Annotated in this window: 14 protein-coding genes; 7 read left to right on the plus strand and 7 right to left on the minus strand. The window is 58.2% G+C overall.

The features are described from left to right. Positions 1 to 18: 18 nt before the first annotated feature. The 7 genes from ACZ5K9_RS15255 to ACZ5K9_RS15285 form a co-directional block, all read right to left on the minus strand. Positions 19 to 1,362, minus strand: coding sequence for an MmgE/PrpD family protein (locus ACZ5K9_RS15255; RefSeq protein WP_464272176.1), 1,344 nt, complete (start codon positions 1,360 to 1,362; stop codon positions 19 to 21). Beyond that, entirely contained in the window at positions 1,355 to 2,548 is a 1,194-nt protein-coding gene (locus ACZ5K9_RS15260) for a saccharopine dehydrogenase family protein (protein WP_464272177.1), read from the minus strand. Before ACZ5K9_RS15260 ends, ACZ5K9_RS15255 begins: the two co-directional genes overlap by 8 nt. A gap of 9 nt (positions 2,549 to 2,557) precedes the next feature. Beyond that, positions 2,558 to 3,469, minus strand: a complete 912-nt coding sequence (locus ACZ5K9_RS15265) for an ABC transporter permease (RefSeq protein WP_464272178.1) — start codon at positions 3,467 to 3,469, stop codon at positions 2,558 to 2,560. A 2-nt stretch (positions 3,470 to 3,471) separates the two neighbouring features. After that, positions 3,472 to 4,398, minus strand: coding sequence for a nickel ABC transporter permease (gene nikB / locus ACZ5K9_RS15270; protein ID WP_464272179.1), 927 nt, complete (start codon positions 4,396 to 4,398; stop codon positions 3,472 to 3,474). Between the two features lie 80 nt (positions 4,399 to 4,478). Then, positions 4,479 to 5,975, minus strand: coding sequence for an ABC transporter substrate-binding protein (locus ACZ5K9_RS15275; RefSeq protein ID WP_464272180.1), 1,497 nt, complete (start codon positions 5,973 to 5,975; stop codon positions 4,479 to 4,481). Between the two features lie 45 nt (positions 5,976 to 6,020). After that, positions 6,021 to 7,019 (minus strand): ABC transporter ATP-binding protein, encoded by a 999-nt coding sequence (locus ACZ5K9_RS15280; RefSeq protein ID WP_464272181.1) that lies wholly within the window; start codon positions 7,017 to 7,019, stop codon positions 6,021 to 6,023. After that, complete coding sequence (locus ACZ5K9_RS15285; protein WP_464272182.1) at positions 7,012 to 8,031, minus strand: ABC transporter ATP-binding protein; 1,020 nt, start codon at positions 8,029 to 8,031, stop codon at positions 7,012 to 7,014. Before ACZ5K9_RS15285 ends, ACZ5K9_RS15280 begins: the two co-directional genes overlap by 8 nt. A 198-nt stretch (positions 8,032 to 8,229) precedes the next feature. On the opposite strand from ACZ5K9_RS15285, the gene ACZ5K9_RS15290 reads away from it, so the two are divergent. From ACZ5K9_RS15290 to ACZ5K9_RS15320, 7 genes are all read left to right on the plus strand, one after another. Then, positions 8,230 to 10,284 carry an acetate--CoA ligase family protein gene (locus ACZ5K9_RS15290; protein ID WP_464272183.1) on the plus strand — a complete coding sequence of 685 codons (2,055 nt, stop codon included), beginning with the start codon at positions 8,230 to 8,232 and terminating at the stop codon, positions 10,282 to 10,284. 224 nt (positions 10,285 to 10,508) lie between these two features. After that, a complete protein-coding gene (locus ACZ5K9_RS15295; protein WP_464272184.1) occupies positions 10,509 to 11,357 on the plus strand; it encodes a sugar phosphate isomerase/epimerase family protein in 849 nt (282 codons plus the stop codon). A 22-nt stretch (positions 11,358 to 11,379) separates the two neighbouring features. Further along, positions 11,380 to 12,378 carry a TRAP transporter substrate-binding protein gene (locus ACZ5K9_RS15300; RefSeq protein ID WP_464272185.1) on the plus strand — a complete coding sequence of 333 codons (999 nt, stop codon included), beginning with the start codon at positions 11,380 to 11,382 and terminating at the stop codon, positions 12,376 to 12,378. Between the two features lie 15 nt (positions 12,379 to 12,393). Beyond that, entirely contained in the window at positions 12,394 to 12,897 is a 504-nt protein-coding gene (locus ACZ5K9_RS15305) for a TRAP transporter small permease (RefSeq protein WP_464272186.1), read from the plus strand. Positions 12,898 to 12,965: 68 nt separating this feature from the next. Further along, complete coding sequence (locus tag ACZ5K9_RS15310; RefSeq protein WP_464272187.1) at positions 12,966 to 14,246, plus strand: TRAP transporter large permease; 1,281 nt, start codon at positions 12,966 to 12,968, stop codon at positions 14,244 to 14,246. A 194-nt stretch (positions 14,247 to 14,440) separates the two neighbouring features. Beyond that, positions 14,441 to 16,537 carry a PAS domain-containing sensor histidine kinase gene (locus ACZ5K9_RS15315; RefSeq protein WP_464272188.1) on the plus strand — a complete coding sequence of 699 codons (2,097 nt, stop codon included), beginning with the start codon at positions 14,441 to 14,443 and terminating at the stop codon, positions 16,535 to 16,537. Continuing rightward, positions 16,538 to 16,936 (plus strand): response regulator, encoded by a 399-nt coding sequence (locus ACZ5K9_RS15320; protein ID WP_464272189.1) that lies wholly within the window; start codon positions 16,538 to 16,540, stop codon positions 16,934 to 16,936. It abuts the gene before it with no gap. Positions 16,937 to 16,996 lie beyond the last annotated feature (60 nt).

A 16,996-nucleotide genomic window follows, 5' to 3' on the forward strand; every position in this document is an offset into this window, starting at 1 on the left:
GCTGGCGCCGATGGCGGTTCACGACGCCGGGCTCAGGAGCCCGACAAGCGCTCTGAGGGACGGTTGGTCCTCCAGGACGTGGACGAGCGCAATGAGCTCTGCCTGAGCCTTGGGGGAGAGTTTCTCGCGGCTTAAATGGCGAAATTTGTTTTCCAACAGCTCATCGGAAAGGGGATTTGCCGGATCCCCCAAGGCTTCGACAACGGTCTTCTCATGTTCCTCACCGTTGGCCGCCACTCGAACCCGGGCGGCCGTCCGGGCCGGGAAGAGGGAATCCATGACATCGTCTTGGTGGAGGACAACCCGATGAGCCCAATCACTCACAGAAGAATCGGCGAGAGCTTCCGCCTCCAGAGGCAGCAGCGCCTGTTTCCCTCGGAGCGCTGCCACCGCCAGGCAAAAGGGGATGCTGTATTGAGCCGATTCCAAAGTGGGCGGTGCGGTATAATTGTTCAATTTTAGAGCTCGGGAAAAGGTGTGAACATCCACTCGGTTGATGTCGTGGGCGGCCAGATTTCGTTCCTCCATCAGCGCTGTCAATGCCTCGAGAGCACTATGGATCCAGCGGCAACATGAAAAGACCTTGAAGTAAGTCTTTTCAATGGCAAAAGACTCTCCTAAGCCGGAAACGATTCTCTGCGCATCGAAATAGGCCGGATGATCCAGGATGTCCAGTGGGCCTGTGAAACCTTCGGATGCGAGGTCCACGGCGAGAAACCCGGTCAGTGTTGCCCAGGGGATGCCTTCTTTGACGTGATTGCCCATGAGTGCGCTGTAGCCGGCGGCGGAAAGCCCGGGCGACAAAACGCCGGCTATCGCCAGGGCATGGGCCAGTTGGGATCCTGGCATACCCAAGAGCCGACCGACGGTCGCCGCCACGCCATAGGCGGCCCATCGGCCGGTGGACAGGGTATCCAAGGCGTTAAAGTCGCGGGCTGCTGCGATACGCACGCCGATCTCGTAACCTATGGCAACGGCGCCAAGGAAGTCCCGACCGGAGGTCCCGGTCACTTCCGCGAGGGCCATGGCTGCCGGAATCACGGCGGATCCAGGATGACCTCCTGCATCGCGATGGCCATCGTCCACATCCAAAGCCGAGGCGGCGGCGCTGTTGGAGACTGCGGCGGCAGGCGGATTCACCTGATCCAAGAGATACCATACGGAAGCCTTTCCTCTTTGGAACTGACGGCCCATGACTTGACGCATCGCGCGCGCCGGATTGCTGTCCACCCCGGAGGCGGCCGCACCCAGCAGATCCAGAACGCATCGCTTCGCTGCGGCGATTGTAGTCTCTGGAAAGCTCGAGGGCGAGAAACCGCAGACGAAATCCGCCAGCTCTTCCACCGCGTAGCGCTTAGACATCGGGATCTTCCCAGGATGGTTCCAGCCGGCTTTGCACCAGCATACCTCGCCGTTCTAATTCCGCGACCATGACAGCGGGCGGAACGTCTTGAGCGGGTGACAAGACCCCGTAGCCCGTGATCACGCCATTGAGAATGAGCTGGGCTCCAATGCTTGCGGTGAACCCCACCGTTCTGTTCATGGCGTATAGTCCTGTTTCCAGATCACGGTAATCCACCAACCAATAGGTTACCCGACAACGTTGACCTGCGCGCCTACCCCAGGCTTGCGCCAACAGCACGGCCACGTCCCTTTCCTTATCGTTGTAAAGGAGGCGGGGTGTCAGTTGCTGGACCATGAAGCGACGTGGAGACACGAGGCAGCCGTCCACTTCCACCGGGCTATCTTCAAGAAAACCCAATTGCGCCCAGACGTTCCAAAGGCTGTTATGTCCAGGCCAGCGCAGGGCGAACCGTCCCATGTCCCGCACCTTCGGCCCCAACCGGAAACGCTCGATGTAGGCCAGCGCGTCTCCGTTGGGGTAGGCTTCCAGGACGCCCAACCCGTCCACTTTAAGACGATGACCGTACTCCGGGCGAAAGATCTGTCCTTCCGGCACAGAGATTTCTTGTCCGCATTTGAGGAACCTGGCCGGACGTTTATAGGCTTTTAAGACCCCATCGAAGGTCCAGCTGATTTTGTATCGCAGCGGATTGCTATCGGCACAGGCTGGTTCGGGCACCCCGGCGCCGTAGGAGTGCAGACCGTGGACTTCGTCCAAGGCTTCCACGGCCAAGCGACACAGGATCAGATCGATGCCTGGGTCCATGCCCATTTCCGGCAAAATGGTCACCTGCGCCTGTCGGGCGGCCTCATCAAGCTGTCCAAGTTCCCCCGTATAGCTGGAGCTGACGTAATGCACCCCGCTTTCCACGGCGCGCCGAGCCACTTGCAGGCCGAATTGGGGTGGCAACATGCAGATGAGCGCCTGCGGGCGCTCACGTTGGAGGAGGCGGCCCAAGGCGTCCACGTTTTCGGCGTTCAAATCGGTGACCGAGACCTTGTCCAATTGGTGTTGGCGCACATAAGCTTCAGCCGCTGCCGCATCCAAGTCCGCGGCGACGACGTGCGTTATTCCCTCGCTTTGATTCAGGTCATGCAACACGGCTTTCCCCTGCATGCCCGTCCCTAGGACCAAAACCTTCATAGACTTCTCCTAAACGTTGCGCAGGCGCGGATCCAGAGCATCCCGCAGTCCGTCGCCAAGCAGGTTGATGGAGAGAATGGTCAGCATGATGGCCAGCCCTGGAAAGGTGACCAGCCACCACGCGTCCATGATGTACACCCGCCCTTCGGCCAACATCCGTCCCCAGGTGGGGGCTGGTGGAGGCGCCCCCATGCCCAGGAAAGATAAACCGCTTTCCCAGATGATGATGTTGGCGACGCGGAGGGTTCCGAGCACTAAGAGCGGCGAGATGACGTTCGGAAGAATGTGACGAACGATAATCACCGGGTGGGACACGCCGACGGCCCGCGCAGCTTCGACAAAAGCTTTCTCTTTGAGGGAGAGGACAGTGCCGCGGATGGTGCGGGCGTAAGTCACCCAGTCGGAGAGGCCGAGCACAAGGATCAAATTAAAGAGAGATGGCCCCAGGACCGCGATAATTGAGATGGTCAAGAGCATAAAGGGATAAGCCATGAAGACGTCGGCCACGCGCATGATGAGGGTGTCGAGTTTCCCTCCATAATAGCCAGAGATTAGCCCCAAAAAGATCCCCAACAGTTCGGCGATGAGAACCGCGCTCAATCCCACAAGAAGAGAAATGCGGCTACCATGGAGAATCCGAGAAAGAACATCCCGGCCCAGATTATCCGTTCCCAGAGGATGGTGCCATGAACCGCCGTCTTCCCATGCAGGCGGGGTAAACCGTGCCGTGAGGTCTTGGGCCAAGGGATCCGTTTTATAAAAAACTGGGAAGAACGCGCTGGTCATCACGATGACACTGAGGAGCATGGCTCCAACAAGGGCGTTTGGGCGGCGCATGAGTTCTCGAATAATTTCCGCGAAAAGGCTGAATCTGGCTTTCAGGGATTCCTCCACATCCTGAATCGACGACTGAGAAACCACAGCTATTTTTCCTCGAGGTAACTAATTTGGGGATCCAAATAGACATAAAGGATGTCCACGACAAGGTTGACCACTACAAAAACCACGGCAAGGACCAGCACGCTCGCCTGCACGAGGGGATAATCCCGATTAAAAATGGCCTGAACCACAAGCCGCCCAACACCGGGCCAGGCGAAGACGGTTTCAATGATGACTGTGCCGCCGATCAAGAAACCGAATTGCATGCCGGCCACCGTCACCAGGGGGATGAGGGCGTTTTTCAGGGCGTGTTTGCCGATGACCAGCGTTTCTGTCAGGCCCTTCGCTCGAGCGGTCCGCACATAGTCCTGACTGAGGACTTCCAGCATCACGGATCGGGTCAGCCGGGCAAACATGGCCATAAGCCCCATGCCTAAAGCCAAGGCCGGCATGATGAGCTGTGGCAGGGTGCCGCGACCCGAGGTCGGCAGCCAACCGAGCTTGACGGAAAAGAGCAGGATCAACATGATCCCCAACCAGAAATGGGGCATGGAAAGGCCGAGAAGCGCTCCGAGCATGCTGCCCATATCCAGAAAGGATCCTCGTTTAACGGCGGAAAGAATGCCAATAGGAACAGATACCCCCAAGGCAATGACCATGGCCGCCAGGGCGAGTTCCATGCTGGCTGGGAGCCGCTCCAGGATGAGGGTCATGGCCGGTACCCGATAATAGAGTGATTGTCCGAAATCTCCTTGGAGAGCATGAGCGAGGAATCGCAGATATTGAATGGGGATAGGGTCATCGAATCCGAGCTGTTTGCGCAAAGCTTCGATCTGTTGGTGGCTTGCATCGGCGGGAAGCATCAGCATGACGGGATCACCGGATAAATGGATGAAAAAGAAGCTGACGGCCGAAATTCCCACCAGGACGTAAACGGCATGCCACAGCCGCTTGAACAAATAACGACCCATGTCGAATCCAAACCCCAAGGGTTGTCTTTTAACGACTGGTTAAACCCCGGTCAGGCCAACCTGACCGGGGGAGGAAAGAATCACTTCTTCGGCTTTGCATCCCTCATATTCAGGAAACCGTCTCGCCTTCCCTCATAATCGACGTGCTTAGCCACAGCAAAGACTTCCGGGACCACATACAGGAAGATCCACGGTGCCTCGTCATAAAGCAATCGGTCGATCTCTTGATAGGCTTTGGCCCGCGCGTCCCGATCCATGATAGTGCGGGCTTTGTCCAGAAGTTCGTCCAGTGCCGCGTTTTTGTAATAGTAGTCGCGGCTTTTAGAATGGAAAAGCGAGTACACGTAACGGTCGGGTTCTGGGGCGTCGTCCCACCAGTAGATGAACATTTGGTGTTGGCGCCCTTTGTAGCGTTCCCACATGACCGCTCGTTCAAAAGGCTCCAACGTCACCTGGATTCCCACTTTAGCAAGATCCGAGGCAATGGCTTCCGCCTGTTCCTGGATTTGGGACATATAGGTGGGGTACGCCAGCCGAGCCTGGAAGCCTTGGGGATACCCGGCGTCCGCAAGTAGGCTCTTCGCTTTTTCCGGATCATAGGCATACGGCTTCAGGGTCGGGTCCGCGCCAAAAGTGCGCGGGCTGATAGCACCGGCGCACAGAATGGCGGTGCCTGCAAATAAAGCCTTATTAATCATCTCGCGATTGATGGCGTGATTGACAGCGCGGCGCACGCGCACATCGTTAAAGGGTGGATTGTAGGTGTCGAGGCCCAGGTAGTGCATCACACCCATCTGGGGCGTCAACACAGCCTTGCCCGAGTCTTCGATTTTCTTGCGTTGGTGAACCGGTACCCCGCTGATCACGTCAGCTTCCCCCGTGAGGATCGCCGCGATGCGAGACGCCTCTTCGGGAACGCCTTTGAAAACTACCGTCTTATAGGCCGGTTTGGGGCCGTAGTATTTTTCGTAGCGTTCCAGCACCACCTGATCCCCACGAACCCATTTGGCTAGCTTATATGGACCGCAGCCTACCGGATTGACGTTGTATTCCGTATCGCCCACTTGCTGAATGTACTTGGGTGGGACAATGGGCAGGTAATAACCCAGGATATAGAGGCCCGGCGCGTAAGGCTGTTCCGTGCGGATGGTGAAGGTGTGGTCATCGAGGACGGTGAGTTCCACGAAGGCGGAAAGTTTGCCCGCGTGGGGGCTCTTGAGGTCGGGATTTTTAATCCGGTCGAAAGAGAACTTGACGGCTTGAGCGGTCACCGGTTCGCCGTTGTGGAAGGTGACATTTTTACGCAATGTAATTTTCCAGGTGGTGTCTGAGAGCTTTTCCCACTTTTCCGCCAGGGCGGGTTTGACGGTCGCATCGTCTTGAGGGTGAAAGAGCGTGTCGTGGATGTTGTAGCAAACGCTCATGGTCGTTTGAATCGAACTCTGCATAAGGTCCAATCCAACGGGTTCGGCCTCCTGGATCACCACCAAAGTGTCCGGGGCTTTGGCGGGTGCCGATGACAAGCCCAACGCCAACGTGATGCCCATGGCCAGTGCGATCATCACAGCTTTTTTCATCGCAATCCTCCTCCGTAAGCTATCGTCCGCAAAGAATTCGCCCTGTCACCGCGCCTGCGCGGCTAAAGAACGAGCCTCCGGCCTTGCACTCTCGTAGAGATGGCAGGCCGTCCAATGACCTTTTTCCACTTCAACGAAAACGGGCTCAAGGAAGCGGCACACTTCCATGCACCTTGGGCACCGCGGATGGAACCGGCATCCCGGTGGGGGAGACATGGGGCTGGGAACGTCCCCCGACAACACGACGCGGCGGCTTCGGGCTTTCGGATTTGGAGGGGGGACCGCCGACAGAAGGGCTTGCGTGTAGGGGTGCAAGGGCGTTTCATAGAGGGCTTTCGCCGGAGCCCATTCCACAATCTTTCCAAGATACATGACGGCCACACTATGGCACAGATACCGAACCACACTGAGGTCATGCGAGATAAAAATGAGGGCGAACCCCAGCTCTTGCTGCAGCCGGACGATGAGGTTGAGGATTTGAGCTTGCACAGAGACATCGAGCGCAGACACGGGTTCATCGGCGACAAGAATCTGGGGGTTCAGAATAAGAGCCCTCGCGATCATGATGCGTTGGCGCTGACCTCCGGAAAACTCATGGGGAAATCGGGCGGCATGTTCCGGTAAGAGTCCGACGCTTCGGAGAGACTCCACCATGCGGTGTTGTCGTTCGTCGCGTGATCCGATCCCGTGGGTCCGTAACGGCTCTTGGAGAATACGGCCAATGGAGAGCCGCGGGTTTAAGGAGCCGAAAGGATCCTGAAAGATGATTTGGATCTCACGGCGCAGACGGCGCAGAGCCGAGCTGTCCATGGCGAAGATGTTCTGCCCTTTGTAAAATACCTGCCCGGATGTGGGTTCGAGGAGTCGTAAAATGGTGCGGCCGGCCGTGGATTTGCCGCACCCGGATTCGCCCACCAGTCCCAGCGTTTCGTGAGGCGCGAGAGAAAACGAGATGTCGTCCACGGCGCGCACAACCGGTCCTGTGTGCCGCCACCATCCCCGGCGCACGGGGAAATGCTTTACCAGGTTGCGCACCTCAAGCATCCATCACCTCACTCGCTCTCCAGCATGCCGCCCAGTGGTTGGGGCGCACGCATTCAAGCAGCGGTGTTTTCTCATGGCAGATGGACGCTGCATAAGGGCACCGTGGATGAAACGTGCACCCCTGGGGCAGTTGTGTCGGGCTGGGAATTGTCCCGGGGATTTCATACAAGGGTTCTTGCGCAGAGGAGGTGTCTGGGCGCGGGATGGCGTGCATCAAGCCTTTAGTGTAAGGATGTGCGGGGTAATCAAAAAGCTCGGTGGTTTCCGCCTGTTCCACAATGCGCCCCATGTACATGACGGCCACATCGTGCGCTGACTGGGCGATAACTCCCAAATCGTGAGTGATGAGCAGAACCGCCATACCGATCTCTTCCCTCAAACGTTCCATGAGGTCAAGGATCTGGGCCTGGATCGTGACATCCAAAGCTGTGGTGGGCTCATCGGCAATGAGCAGTTGCGGGCGGCAGGCCAACGCCATAGCGATCATGACACGCTGACGCATGCCACCGGAAAGTTGAAAGGGGTACTGTCTCGCACGGCCTTCGGGGTCCGGGACCCCGACGCGCTCCAGCATGGCCACAGCTCGCCGACGAGATTCCGAGCGGGAGAAGCGTCGGTGAACCCGATAGACTTCCGCCAATTGCTCGCCTACGGTAAAGACCGGGTTGAGCGCCGTCATGGGTTCTTGAAAAATCATGCTGATGCGGTCACCTCGAATCCGGCGGATTTCTTCGGGGGACAGAGTCAGCAGATCCCGACCCTCAAAAAAGATTTTGCCTGCTTTGAAGAAAGCCGGGGGCATGGGCAGCAGTCGAAGGATGGACAGAGAAAGAACGGTTTTCCCGCACCCGGATTCTCCGACAATGCCCAAGACCCGCCTTGGTTCCAAACGAAGAGAAACCCCGTCCACTGCGGTGACGGCTCCCGCATGGGTTCGAAAACCCGTGGTCAAGTTTTCTATAGACAGCAAAGGGGCGTCCAGACCCATTGTTGGCTCACGTGCCTCACTCATGAAGGGGCTTTGTCCGCACGTTCGCCCTTTCTTTTACATGGCAAAATCTATTCTTGCAACGCGTGATTGACCCAGGGCTTCCAGTTCGTGCCTCGTTGTGGCATGGTGTGGACACTTCGAGCGAGGTGTGGAAAGTTTGAGGAGGGGGCTTCCGAGAGATCACTTTGCAGCGCCAAGCTCATGAGAGGAGGGTGTCATATGGAGCGCTTTTTCGACGCGAGGAGTGTTGCAGTGATCGGTGTTTCCAGCTCGCCGACGAATCTTGGTCGCGCCATGGTGTTTAATCTTATGGAGTTTCAATATCAGGGCGTGATTTACTTGGTCGGTCCCAAAGGGGGTGTTTTTGCAGGCCACAAGATTTACCGGAGTGTGGAAGAATTGCCGGAACCCGTGGATCTGGCCGCTGTGCTGGTGCCCGCTCGGGCGGTTCCCGAAGTGGTTCGGCAATGCGGGAAAGTGGGCATTCGTCGGATCATTGTGGAATCTGCGGGTTTTCGGGAACTCGGGGACGATCGAGCCGAACTTGAAAACGAGATCCGGGAAGCTCTCTCGCAATACGACATGCGCATGATCGGGCCCAATTGTATCGGCATTATCAATCGTTACAACGGGCTGGCGGTGCCGTTCATGCCCATGAAAGCCGAAGCCCCTCCGGGACGGGTGGCCATTTTTTCGCAAAGCGGCGGGGTGGGCGCCACCATGATCAACAACTGTGCTGCAGAAGGCATCGGCTTTTCGAAGTTTGCCAGCATCGGCAACAAACTGGACGTGAACGAAAACGACCTCTTGGACTTTTATCTCAGAGACCCGCAGACCGATGTCATTTTTGGCTATCTGGAAGGCATCGCCCAGGGCCGTCGTCTCATGGAGGTGGCGGGGCGGGGCACGAAACCCATCGTGATTCACAAATCGAATCGTGGGGGGGCCGGAGCCGTCATCGCCCGCTCCCATTCCGCATCTCTGACCACAGACGACGCGGTGACGAACGCCGCCTTCCGTCAGTGCGGCATTTTGCGTGTGGCGGACCAGAACGAGGGCCTTACGGCTATTAAGGGTTTCCTTTTGCCCAAAATGGAAGGCCGCCGCCTCGCCGTGATTTCCCGCTCTGGAGGACACGCCGTCATGGCGGCGGATGCGGCGGATGAATTTGGTTTCGAGCTCCCGCCGTTTCCCGGAGATCTCGTCAAAATGGCCGAGAGCCATGCCCGCGCCGGGGTCATTCAGTTTCACAATCCCATGGATCTAGGCGATGTGTTCGATCTGGAGCTCTATGAAAAGCTTGCCCATCAAACCTTGATGGGCTCCGACATCCATGGGCTGCTCTTCATTCACAACTATCAGGGCATTTTCGACGCGGAGGGATCGCGTCAACTGGTGCGGCGATTAGGGAATGTCATGCGCACCGTGGGAAAACCTATTGCCGTGTGCGTGTTCACCATGCACAAGGAGCTGGAATACAACCGCAAGAGCGCAGGTTATCCCATTTTTACGGATCCTCGGGACGCCGTGCGGGCTCTCGCCTGGAATCGGGATTTCTCCCCAAAACCCCGGCACGTGTTTTCGACGCAGAAACCCCCCGGTGTGGATGAGGAGGGAGCTCGGCGAATTCTCTCTGCCTTCGGCGAAGGACCGGTTGATCCTGACCTCTTGGCATCGGCATTGGCCTGTTACGGTGTTCCCATGGTCCCGTGGGCGGTCGTGGACAGTGCCCACGCGGCCGTGGAAGCGGCACGCCGACTGGGCTTTCCTGTGGTGCTCAAGACCGCGGGGCACGAGGTGGTCCATAAGAGCGACGCCGGAGCTGTGCGGCTCCATGTGACGGATGAGGAGGCGGTGCGTTCCGCCTATGGAGAACTTGCCGCCTTCGGTCCACGGGTGCTGGTGCAAAAAATGGCCGATCCAGGCATGGAATGGATTGTCGGAGGCCGTCAGGACAATCATTTCGGTCCGGTGGTCGTGGTGGGGATCGGCGGCATTTACGTCGAGGTTCTCAAGGAAACGGCCTTGGGGATCGCTCCTGTGGACGATGAACAAGCCCGCGAGCTGGTGCACAAGTGCCGAGGTGCCGCGCTGCTTCGGGGGGTGCGGGGCCAGAAGCCTCTGGACGAGGACGCCCTGGTGGATGTGCTGGTTCGGTTGTCTTGGTTCCTTCACGACTTTCCCCAAGTGCGGGAACTGGATATGAACCCCGTTCGAGTCTACGAGGTGGGCTGTGAGGTTTTGGACTGGCGGGCCGTGGTTTCTCGAATCTGACGTTCCACCTGGGGTGTCGGAGTCTCAAGGGCTGGTGAGCGCACGAAACCCTTTTGTGGAGTGCCTCGGGAACCATTCTCTTTTGGGCGGCGGCGATGTGGCTCCCCGGCCGGTTTGAAGCGACCTCGCCGGCAGAGTCTGTTCCTTTGAGACGTGCGTGAGAAGCTGACGTCACGCGGGGGAAAAACCATGACGGGGCACAGTGATTTCAAGCGAGGAGGACTATGGAGTTCGCATACAGCACACTTTCCTTTCGTCTGAAGACCCTTAAGGAATCCGTGGATGCAGTGGCCAAAGGAGGTTTCCGCCGCGTGGAACTCCTGGCCGATCGGCCTCATTTGTTTCCGGAAGATTTTCGGGCCGCCCGGGTGACGGAATTCCTTCAATGCCTTACGGAAAAAAACATGAAGGTGGTCAACCTCAACGCGTGCCGGGTGACCGCCCTGGGCGATGGCGCTCATCCCGGCTGGCTTGAAGAGGACTGGAAAGAGCGGGAACTGCGGATTCGATACACTTTGGACTGTCTGCGCCTGGCCGCTGCCCTCGGGATTCCGTCGGTTTCCACAAACGGCGGCGGACCGATCCCCGAGTCCATGAATCAGCAGGAAGCCTGGCGGCTTTTCGTGGCGAATATGCATCGCGTCGCACCACTGGCCAAGAAGCTGGGCGTTCGACTCTGCATCCAACCGGATCCAGACCAGTTGATCCGGACCGGAGCCCAAGCGCTGGAGTTTCTCGAAGAGGTGGCGGAACCTGAGGCCCTGGCTGTGGATTTTGATCCCGTGCATGCTCTTGTCGTCGGTGAAGATCCTTGCGAAACTTTCATGCGGCTGAAAGACGCCGTGGCCTTTGTCCGCCTCTCGGACGTGCAGGATCTGCAGGCCCATCGTCATGTCCAACTGGGTGAGGGGCAATTCCCGGTGGTGCCATTCTTGCGATGTTTGGAAGATTCCGGGTACCAAGGAGACGTGATCATCTCGGTGCATTGTGGAGATCGGCCGCCCGATGAGGTCGTCGCGGGAAGCCGGGACTACCTGCAGCGGGAAGGCTACATCACGGATCAACGCGCCTAAACGTTTGAAAAGGAGGTGCAGCATGGTCAAGGGACGGGCAGGAGTTTTCGCGCTTTTCGCCACGGCTCTTTTTTTCTTGATGAGTCCCGTAACCTGGGCGGGTGGAGTCATCAAGCTGGGGGTGGTCACCAAGCCGGGGTCGGCCCAGAACGTGTGCGCGGAAAAATTTAAGGAACTGGTGGAGGCCCGATCCGACTACGAGGTGAAGATTTTCCACAGCGCCTCTCTTGGCACCGAAACGGAAATCCTCCAGCAAATTCAAATGAATTCCGTCCAGATGGGAGTGATCACCTCCGGACCTTTCGATGTTTTTGTGCCTGAAGCCCGTGTGATTGATTACCCTTTCCTGTTTGCCAACGCCAAAGAAGCCGATGCAGTCTTGGATGGTCCGGCGGGTCAGGCATTGCTTAAGGCTTTAGAACGGGCCCGATTCAAAGGGTTGGCCTTTTCTGAAAACGGCTTCCGGCACCTCACCAACAATGTGCGCCCCGTGCACAGGGTGGACGACGTCAAAGGGCTGAAGATTCGCGTCATGGAGTCGATCCTGCACAAAGAGTTGTGGCGGGTGCTTGGAGCCAACCCGACGCCGATGGGGTGGCCGATCTATACTGAGCTGCAACAGGGGACCATTGACGCCCAGGAAAACCCACTGTGGGTGATTTGGAACTACAAGCTGTTTGAAGTGCAAAAGTACCTCAGCCTCACCGGACACGTGTACTCGGCGCACATCGATGTGGCCAGCCTAGACTGGTACAATAGCCTCTCGACTAAAGATCAGGAAATGATCCTTCAGGCCATCAAAGATGCCGCCGCCTACCAGAGGCAATGGAACAGGGACAATGAGGCGCAGTTCCTGGCCAAAGCGAAAGAGGCGGGCATGATCGTAAATGAAACGCCGGACCTGGAATCCTTTCGCGCCAAGGCGGCAGTCCTCAAGGATCTCGAAATCTATAAAGACCCCAAAGTTCAAGGGATGTTGCAGCTTTTCCTAGACGCCGTGGGGACAATCCGCGGGAAGTAAAAGCCAGGATTTTCCATGGGATGGGTGCATGCACTGAGCCATGGCCTGAACCGCGCCGTGGAACTCGTGATTGGCCTCTTGGCCATGCTCATGGCCGTCGTCACCGGCCTTCAAGTGTTTTTCCGGTACGGACTGAATCATTCCCTGTTCTGGTCGGAAGAAGTGGGCCGGATCTTGTTGGTGTGGATCACCTTTCTCGGGGCCACGGCGGCCTACCGAAGAAAGGCCCATGTGGGAATCGACCTGGTGGTGGGCCGTCTGGCCCTGGCGAAGCAACGGCTTGTGGAGCGCTGTGTCCTCGGATTGTCGTCGCTCTTTTTCCTTGTGCTCATCGGGTGGGGTGTCCGTTTCATCCGTTTTGTCGCTTCCCAAAAAACGGCGGCTCTGGGCCTGCCCTTGGGCTTACCCTACTCGGTGATTCCTCTGAGCGGCCTCATATTCCTCGTCCATGCGGCAAGCTTGTCCCTGGGAAGCGGAAAAACGCCGGAACGGACCCCTGCACATCGGGACGATGAATAAAATCACTCGGATTTTGTCTCGTGGTCTTCTTTGTCGTCCCTAGGTTTCGCAAACTGCGGAGACCCACCATGCTGCCTGTGGTGCTTTTCGTCATGCTGATTCTTCTGTTCCTGGCCAACATGCCCATTGCCCTGGCCATCGGGATGGCATCTTTGGCCGCCTTGGCGCTCCATGGGGATCTGCCGCTCATGATGGTGGTCCAAAGGTTGTATGCCGGGGTGGACTCATTTCCGCTCATGGCCGTGCCGCTTTTCATGTGTGCGGGAGCGCTCATGGAAGCCGGAGGGATTTCCAGGCGTGTGGTGCAGCTTGCCGAATCCATTGTGGGATGGCTTCCAGGGGGATTGGCGGCGGTGGCCGTCGTTTCAGCCATGTTTTTCGCGGGGATTTCGGGATCGGCCGCTGCAGATACGGCCGCCGTGGGCACCATCCTCATTCCTTCCATGATCCGGCGCGGATACGACAAAGGATTCGCAGCCGCCGTCCAAGCGGCCGGCGGTTCCATCGGCGTGGTCATCCCGCCGAGCATCCCTATGATCATCTTCGGGTTTCTTACCGGCGCGTCCATCGGCAAACTTTTCGCCGCGGGCATCCTGCCGGGCGTGCTCATGGGTGTGAGCCTCATTGCGGTTTCTACCGGACTGTCCTGGAAGAACCGCTACAGCACGGTGACGGGCTTTTCGTGGGTTCGGTTCGCCAAATCCTTTTGGGACGCCAAGTGGGCCATGGGAGCCCCCGTGGTCATTTTGGGGGGAATTCTCACCGGTGTCTTCACGGCAACAGAATCGGCGGCGGTGGCCACTTTCTACGCGCTTTTTGTCGGCCTGTGCATCCATAGGGAACTACACTGGACGGATCTTCCCGGCATCTTCATGCGTTCCGCCCTTACGGCCAGTATGGTCCTCTTCATCATCGCCACGGCATCCATTTTCAGTTGGTTCATGGCCATTGAAGACATTCCGGCCCGTCTCGCCCGAGGGCTCCTGTCCTTCACGACCCATCCGACGGCCCTGCTCATGCTTGTCAACGTCGTGCTCCTCATCGCGGGAACCTTCGTGGAAACCACGGCTTCTCTCATTCTGCTCGTGCCTGTCATCCTGCCCTTGGTCCCTCAGCTGGGGATCGACCTGACCCAATTGGGAGCCATCGTCGTCGTCAACTTGGCCATCGGGATGCTCACGCCTCCTTTGGGCATCTGCTTGGTGGTGTCCTGCACCATCGCCCAATGCCGCCTGGAAAGGGTGGTCGCGCGCATCGGCCCGTTTCTGCTCATCCTCCTCCTCGATCTCGTTCTCATTTCTCTCTGGCCGCCTCTGACCTTGTGGGTCCCCTCGGTCTTACATCCTTAAAACTCATCGGAGTGTTTCCGGCGATGACGTTATCCCTGGCCATTCCAGGGATGGACAGCGCGTTTCGGCAACAGCCCGACGGTGCAAAAGGGATGTGACAGGGACGGACCTTTGTGATAAGGTGAACGTACTGATCCGTCCTGCAGTGCACCACAGGCCGAAGCGGACGCGAACCCTCTGCGGAACGGGTGCCCATGGAGTTTCTCGAGCGGCTTAAGTTCAAGACGACCATCAGCGTTGTTTCGCTCACCATGATCTTTTCGGTGGCTTTTGCGGCCTGGGTTGGGATTCGTATGTCCATCCTGCCGACGATGGAAGAACAGGTGGAGGATCAACTGCAGGAGCTGGGCGGAAACCTCCGGCAATGGATCGAGGAAGTCCCTGCCCGAACCACGCCTGGTGAGCTCGGCGCGCGACTCCTGGAGAAACTGTCCTTCTATCCCGGTTTTCGCTCGTTACGCCTGGAAGACGCGGACGGCCGGGTATTCTTCGCCTCAGGGGGCCAGTCTCTCGAGAGTCTCGGCGATCGTTGGGTCGAGCGGCGCCGCGGGGAAGGCTTTGTCCTGCACCGTTCGGGAACCTTAGGGGATACGGCCTATGAGATCGCCCTGCAGGCGACTCGGCCGAACGGCAAGGGGCCTCTCACGGTCCGCACGGGCCTCCGGTTTCCTATGATGAAATCCCTGCGGGAGCGGCTTCTCCAGACCCTGCTGCTCATCACAGCGCTGATCCTTGCTGTCGGATACTTCATCAGTCGGTGGTTTACGGCCAAGATCACCCAGCCCGTCCAGCGGCTCTTGGAAATGACGCAGCTGGTGGCCCGAGGGCGGATGCACGACGTCCTCAAAAGCGTCGAAGTGCCGCCGTTGTGTCGCCCCGAACCCTCGGCCGGCATGTGGGAGAGGGAAGTTCCGGCCCCGGGGATGTGCCCGTATCTTGGCGGATCCGGACCGGAAAGTCTTTTCCCATGGCGGAAGCAGGGCACGCAAAGGGACCGGCCCGCGCATCCCTTATGCCCCGAGTGCCGAGTCCCCAAAGAAGTCGGCGAAAATGAACTCATCCGGCTGCTCTACAGCTTCCACTTCATGGCCAGTGAAATCCGCTCCTATCAAGAGCAGCTGAAAAAACGCTATGAGTTTGAAGAACGCCTCCTGGCGGCCTGTCCCGACGGCATTGTCGCCAACGACGCGACAGGCCGCGTCATCCTCTATAACACAGGGGCGGAGAGGCTCCTCGGCTATGGGGTCTCTGAGGCGATTTATCGTCTGAACGTCCGCGACTTCTACCCTACGGGAGAAGCCTCTGCGGTCAAGAAGGCCTTGCTGAGCGATGACTACGGGGGCCCTGGGGTCCTTGTGGACTATAACACCACGGTACGGACCAAAGACGGGCGGTTGCTGCCCGTGCGCCTCTCGGCAACCATGCTGCCCGAGGAGGGCGAGTCCTATTCGGTGGTGGGGTTCTTCCATGACCTTAGTGAATTGAAAGCCCACATGGATGCGTTGGTTCAGACCAACGAAAACCTGAACGCGGCCAATCGCGAGCTGGAACGTCTCAACCGCTATTACTTGGAAATGCTGAGTTTTGTCACTCACGAACTCAAGTCCCCGATTGCCAACGGCTACATGAGTGCGAACGCTCTCCGGCAGGAAATCTTCGGCCCTCTGGGAGATGACCAGAAGAGAATGGTCGAGGCGATCTGCAACAACTTGGATCAGTCCATGGAAATGATCCGCCACTATCTCGACCTTTCCCGGATCGAAAAGGACGAGTTGCCGGTGCGGCCCAGAAAGGTTCTTGTGGAGCGCGATCTGATCCGCCCGGTGCTGGGGGCGCTGGAGCCGACCATCCACGAGCGGGGGATGCGTGTGGAGGTGGAGCTGCCACCGGAGGATGTGCCGTGGGTTTTGGACCCGGAACTGTTTCGAGGGGTCCTGACCAATCTGCTGAGCAACGCCGTCAAGTACGGAGAAGCCCAGGGGCGAATTCTCGTCAAGGCGCGCATAACGGCGCAAGGGCGCTTGCGGATGAAGGTCTGGAATTCCGGGCCGGGCCTTTCCGAGGAAGAGCAGAAGCGCCTTTTCCGAAAATTCCAACGATTGCCGTCCGCCCGCCGGTCGGCCACACGGGGTACCGGCCTTGGGCTTTTTATCACCAAGACCGTTGTGGAGCGACACGGGGGCGTCATTTGGGTGGAGAGCGCTCAAGGAAAAGGTGTCACTTTCCTTTTGGAAGTGCCGCCGGGTCTAGAGGCGCAAGCGGAGTCGCTGACGGAAGGGGAGGGTGAATGAATGAGCGGGAAACGTATAGTGATCATTGATGACGATCCCAGTTTCTTGGAGATCACGGGGGCCATCCTCCGCCGTTTCGGTTATGAAGTCTTGACGGCGAGCAACACCCAGGACGGCCTTCGCCTCATTGAAGAAGAACGGCCCGATCTCTTGGTGCTGGACATCATGATGGCGACGGTGGACGAGGGACTGCGCTTTGCGGTGAAGCTGCGGCAGAACGAGAGCCTGCGCAAGCTCCCCATCATCATCGTTTCCGCACAGCCTGAGTCGGAAAAAGGCTACACGCGCACGGTGGAAGAGGATCTGGATTGGATCGCCGCCGACATCTTCATGGAAAAGCCGGTGGATCCTCAGGCGTTGCGCCATAACATAGAGCTGCTCCTCAAACGCGAGGCATGACGTCGATGCTGCGGCGGAGTTCTCCTGGTCCCACGCTCCATTCCTGCGGAATCGCCTGCT

This window comes from Desulfosoma profundi, assembly GCF_055387865.1.

Coding starts and splice junctions, on each gene's coding strand:
- ACZ5K9_RS15260 (WP_464272177.1), bottom strand. CDS start 2,548: ATGAAGGTTTTGGTCCTAGGGACGGGCATGCAGGGGAAAGCCGTGTTG.
- ACZ5K9_RS15315 (WP_464272188.1), top strand. CDS start 14,441: ATGGAGTTTCTCGAGCGGCTTAAGTTCAAGACGACCATCAGCGTTGTT.
- ACZ5K9_RS15305 (WP_464272186.1), top strand. CDS start 12,394: ATGGGATGGGTGCATGCACTGAGCCATGGCCTGAACCGCGCCGTGGAA.
- ACZ5K9_RS15275 (WP_464272180.1), bottom strand. CDS start 5,975: ATGAAAAAAGCTGTGATGATCGCACTGGCCATGGGCATCACGTTGGCG.
- ACZ5K9_RS15295 (WP_464272184.1), top strand. CDS start 10,509: ATGGAGTTCGCATACAGCACACTTTCCTTTCGTCTGAAGACCCTTAAG.
- ACZ5K9_RS15320 (WP_464272189.1), top strand. CDS start 16,538: ATGAGCGGGAAACGTATAGTGATCATTGATGACGATCCCAGTTTCTTG.
- ACZ5K9_RS15300 (WP_464272185.1), top strand. CDS start 11,380: ATGGTCAAGGGACGGGCAGGAGTTTTCGCGCTTTTCGCCACGGCTCTT.
- ACZ5K9_RS15280 (WP_464272181.1), bottom strand. CDS start 7,019: ATGCTTGAGGTGCGCAACCTGGTAAAGCATTTCCCCGTGCGCCGGGGA.
- ACZ5K9_RS15255 (WP_464272176.1), bottom strand. CDS start 1,362: ATGTCTAAGCGCTACGCGGTGGAAGAGCTGGCGGATTTCGTCTGCGGT.
- ACZ5K9_RS15310 (WP_464272187.1), top strand. CDS start 12,966: ATGCTGCCTGTGGTGCTTTTCGTCATGCTGATTCTTCTGTTCCTGGCC.
- ACZ5K9_RS15285 (WP_464272182.1), bottom strand. CDS start 8,031: ATGAGTGAGGCACGTGAGCCAACAATGGGTCTGGACGCCCCTTTGCTG.
- nikB (WP_464272179.1), bottom strand. CDS start 4,398: ATGGGTCGTTATTTGTTCAAGCGGCTGTGGCATGCCGTTTACGTCCTG.
- ACZ5K9_RS15290 (WP_464272183.1), top strand. CDS start 8,230: ATGGAGCGCTTTTTCGACGCGAGGAGTGTTGCAGTGATCGGTGTTTCC.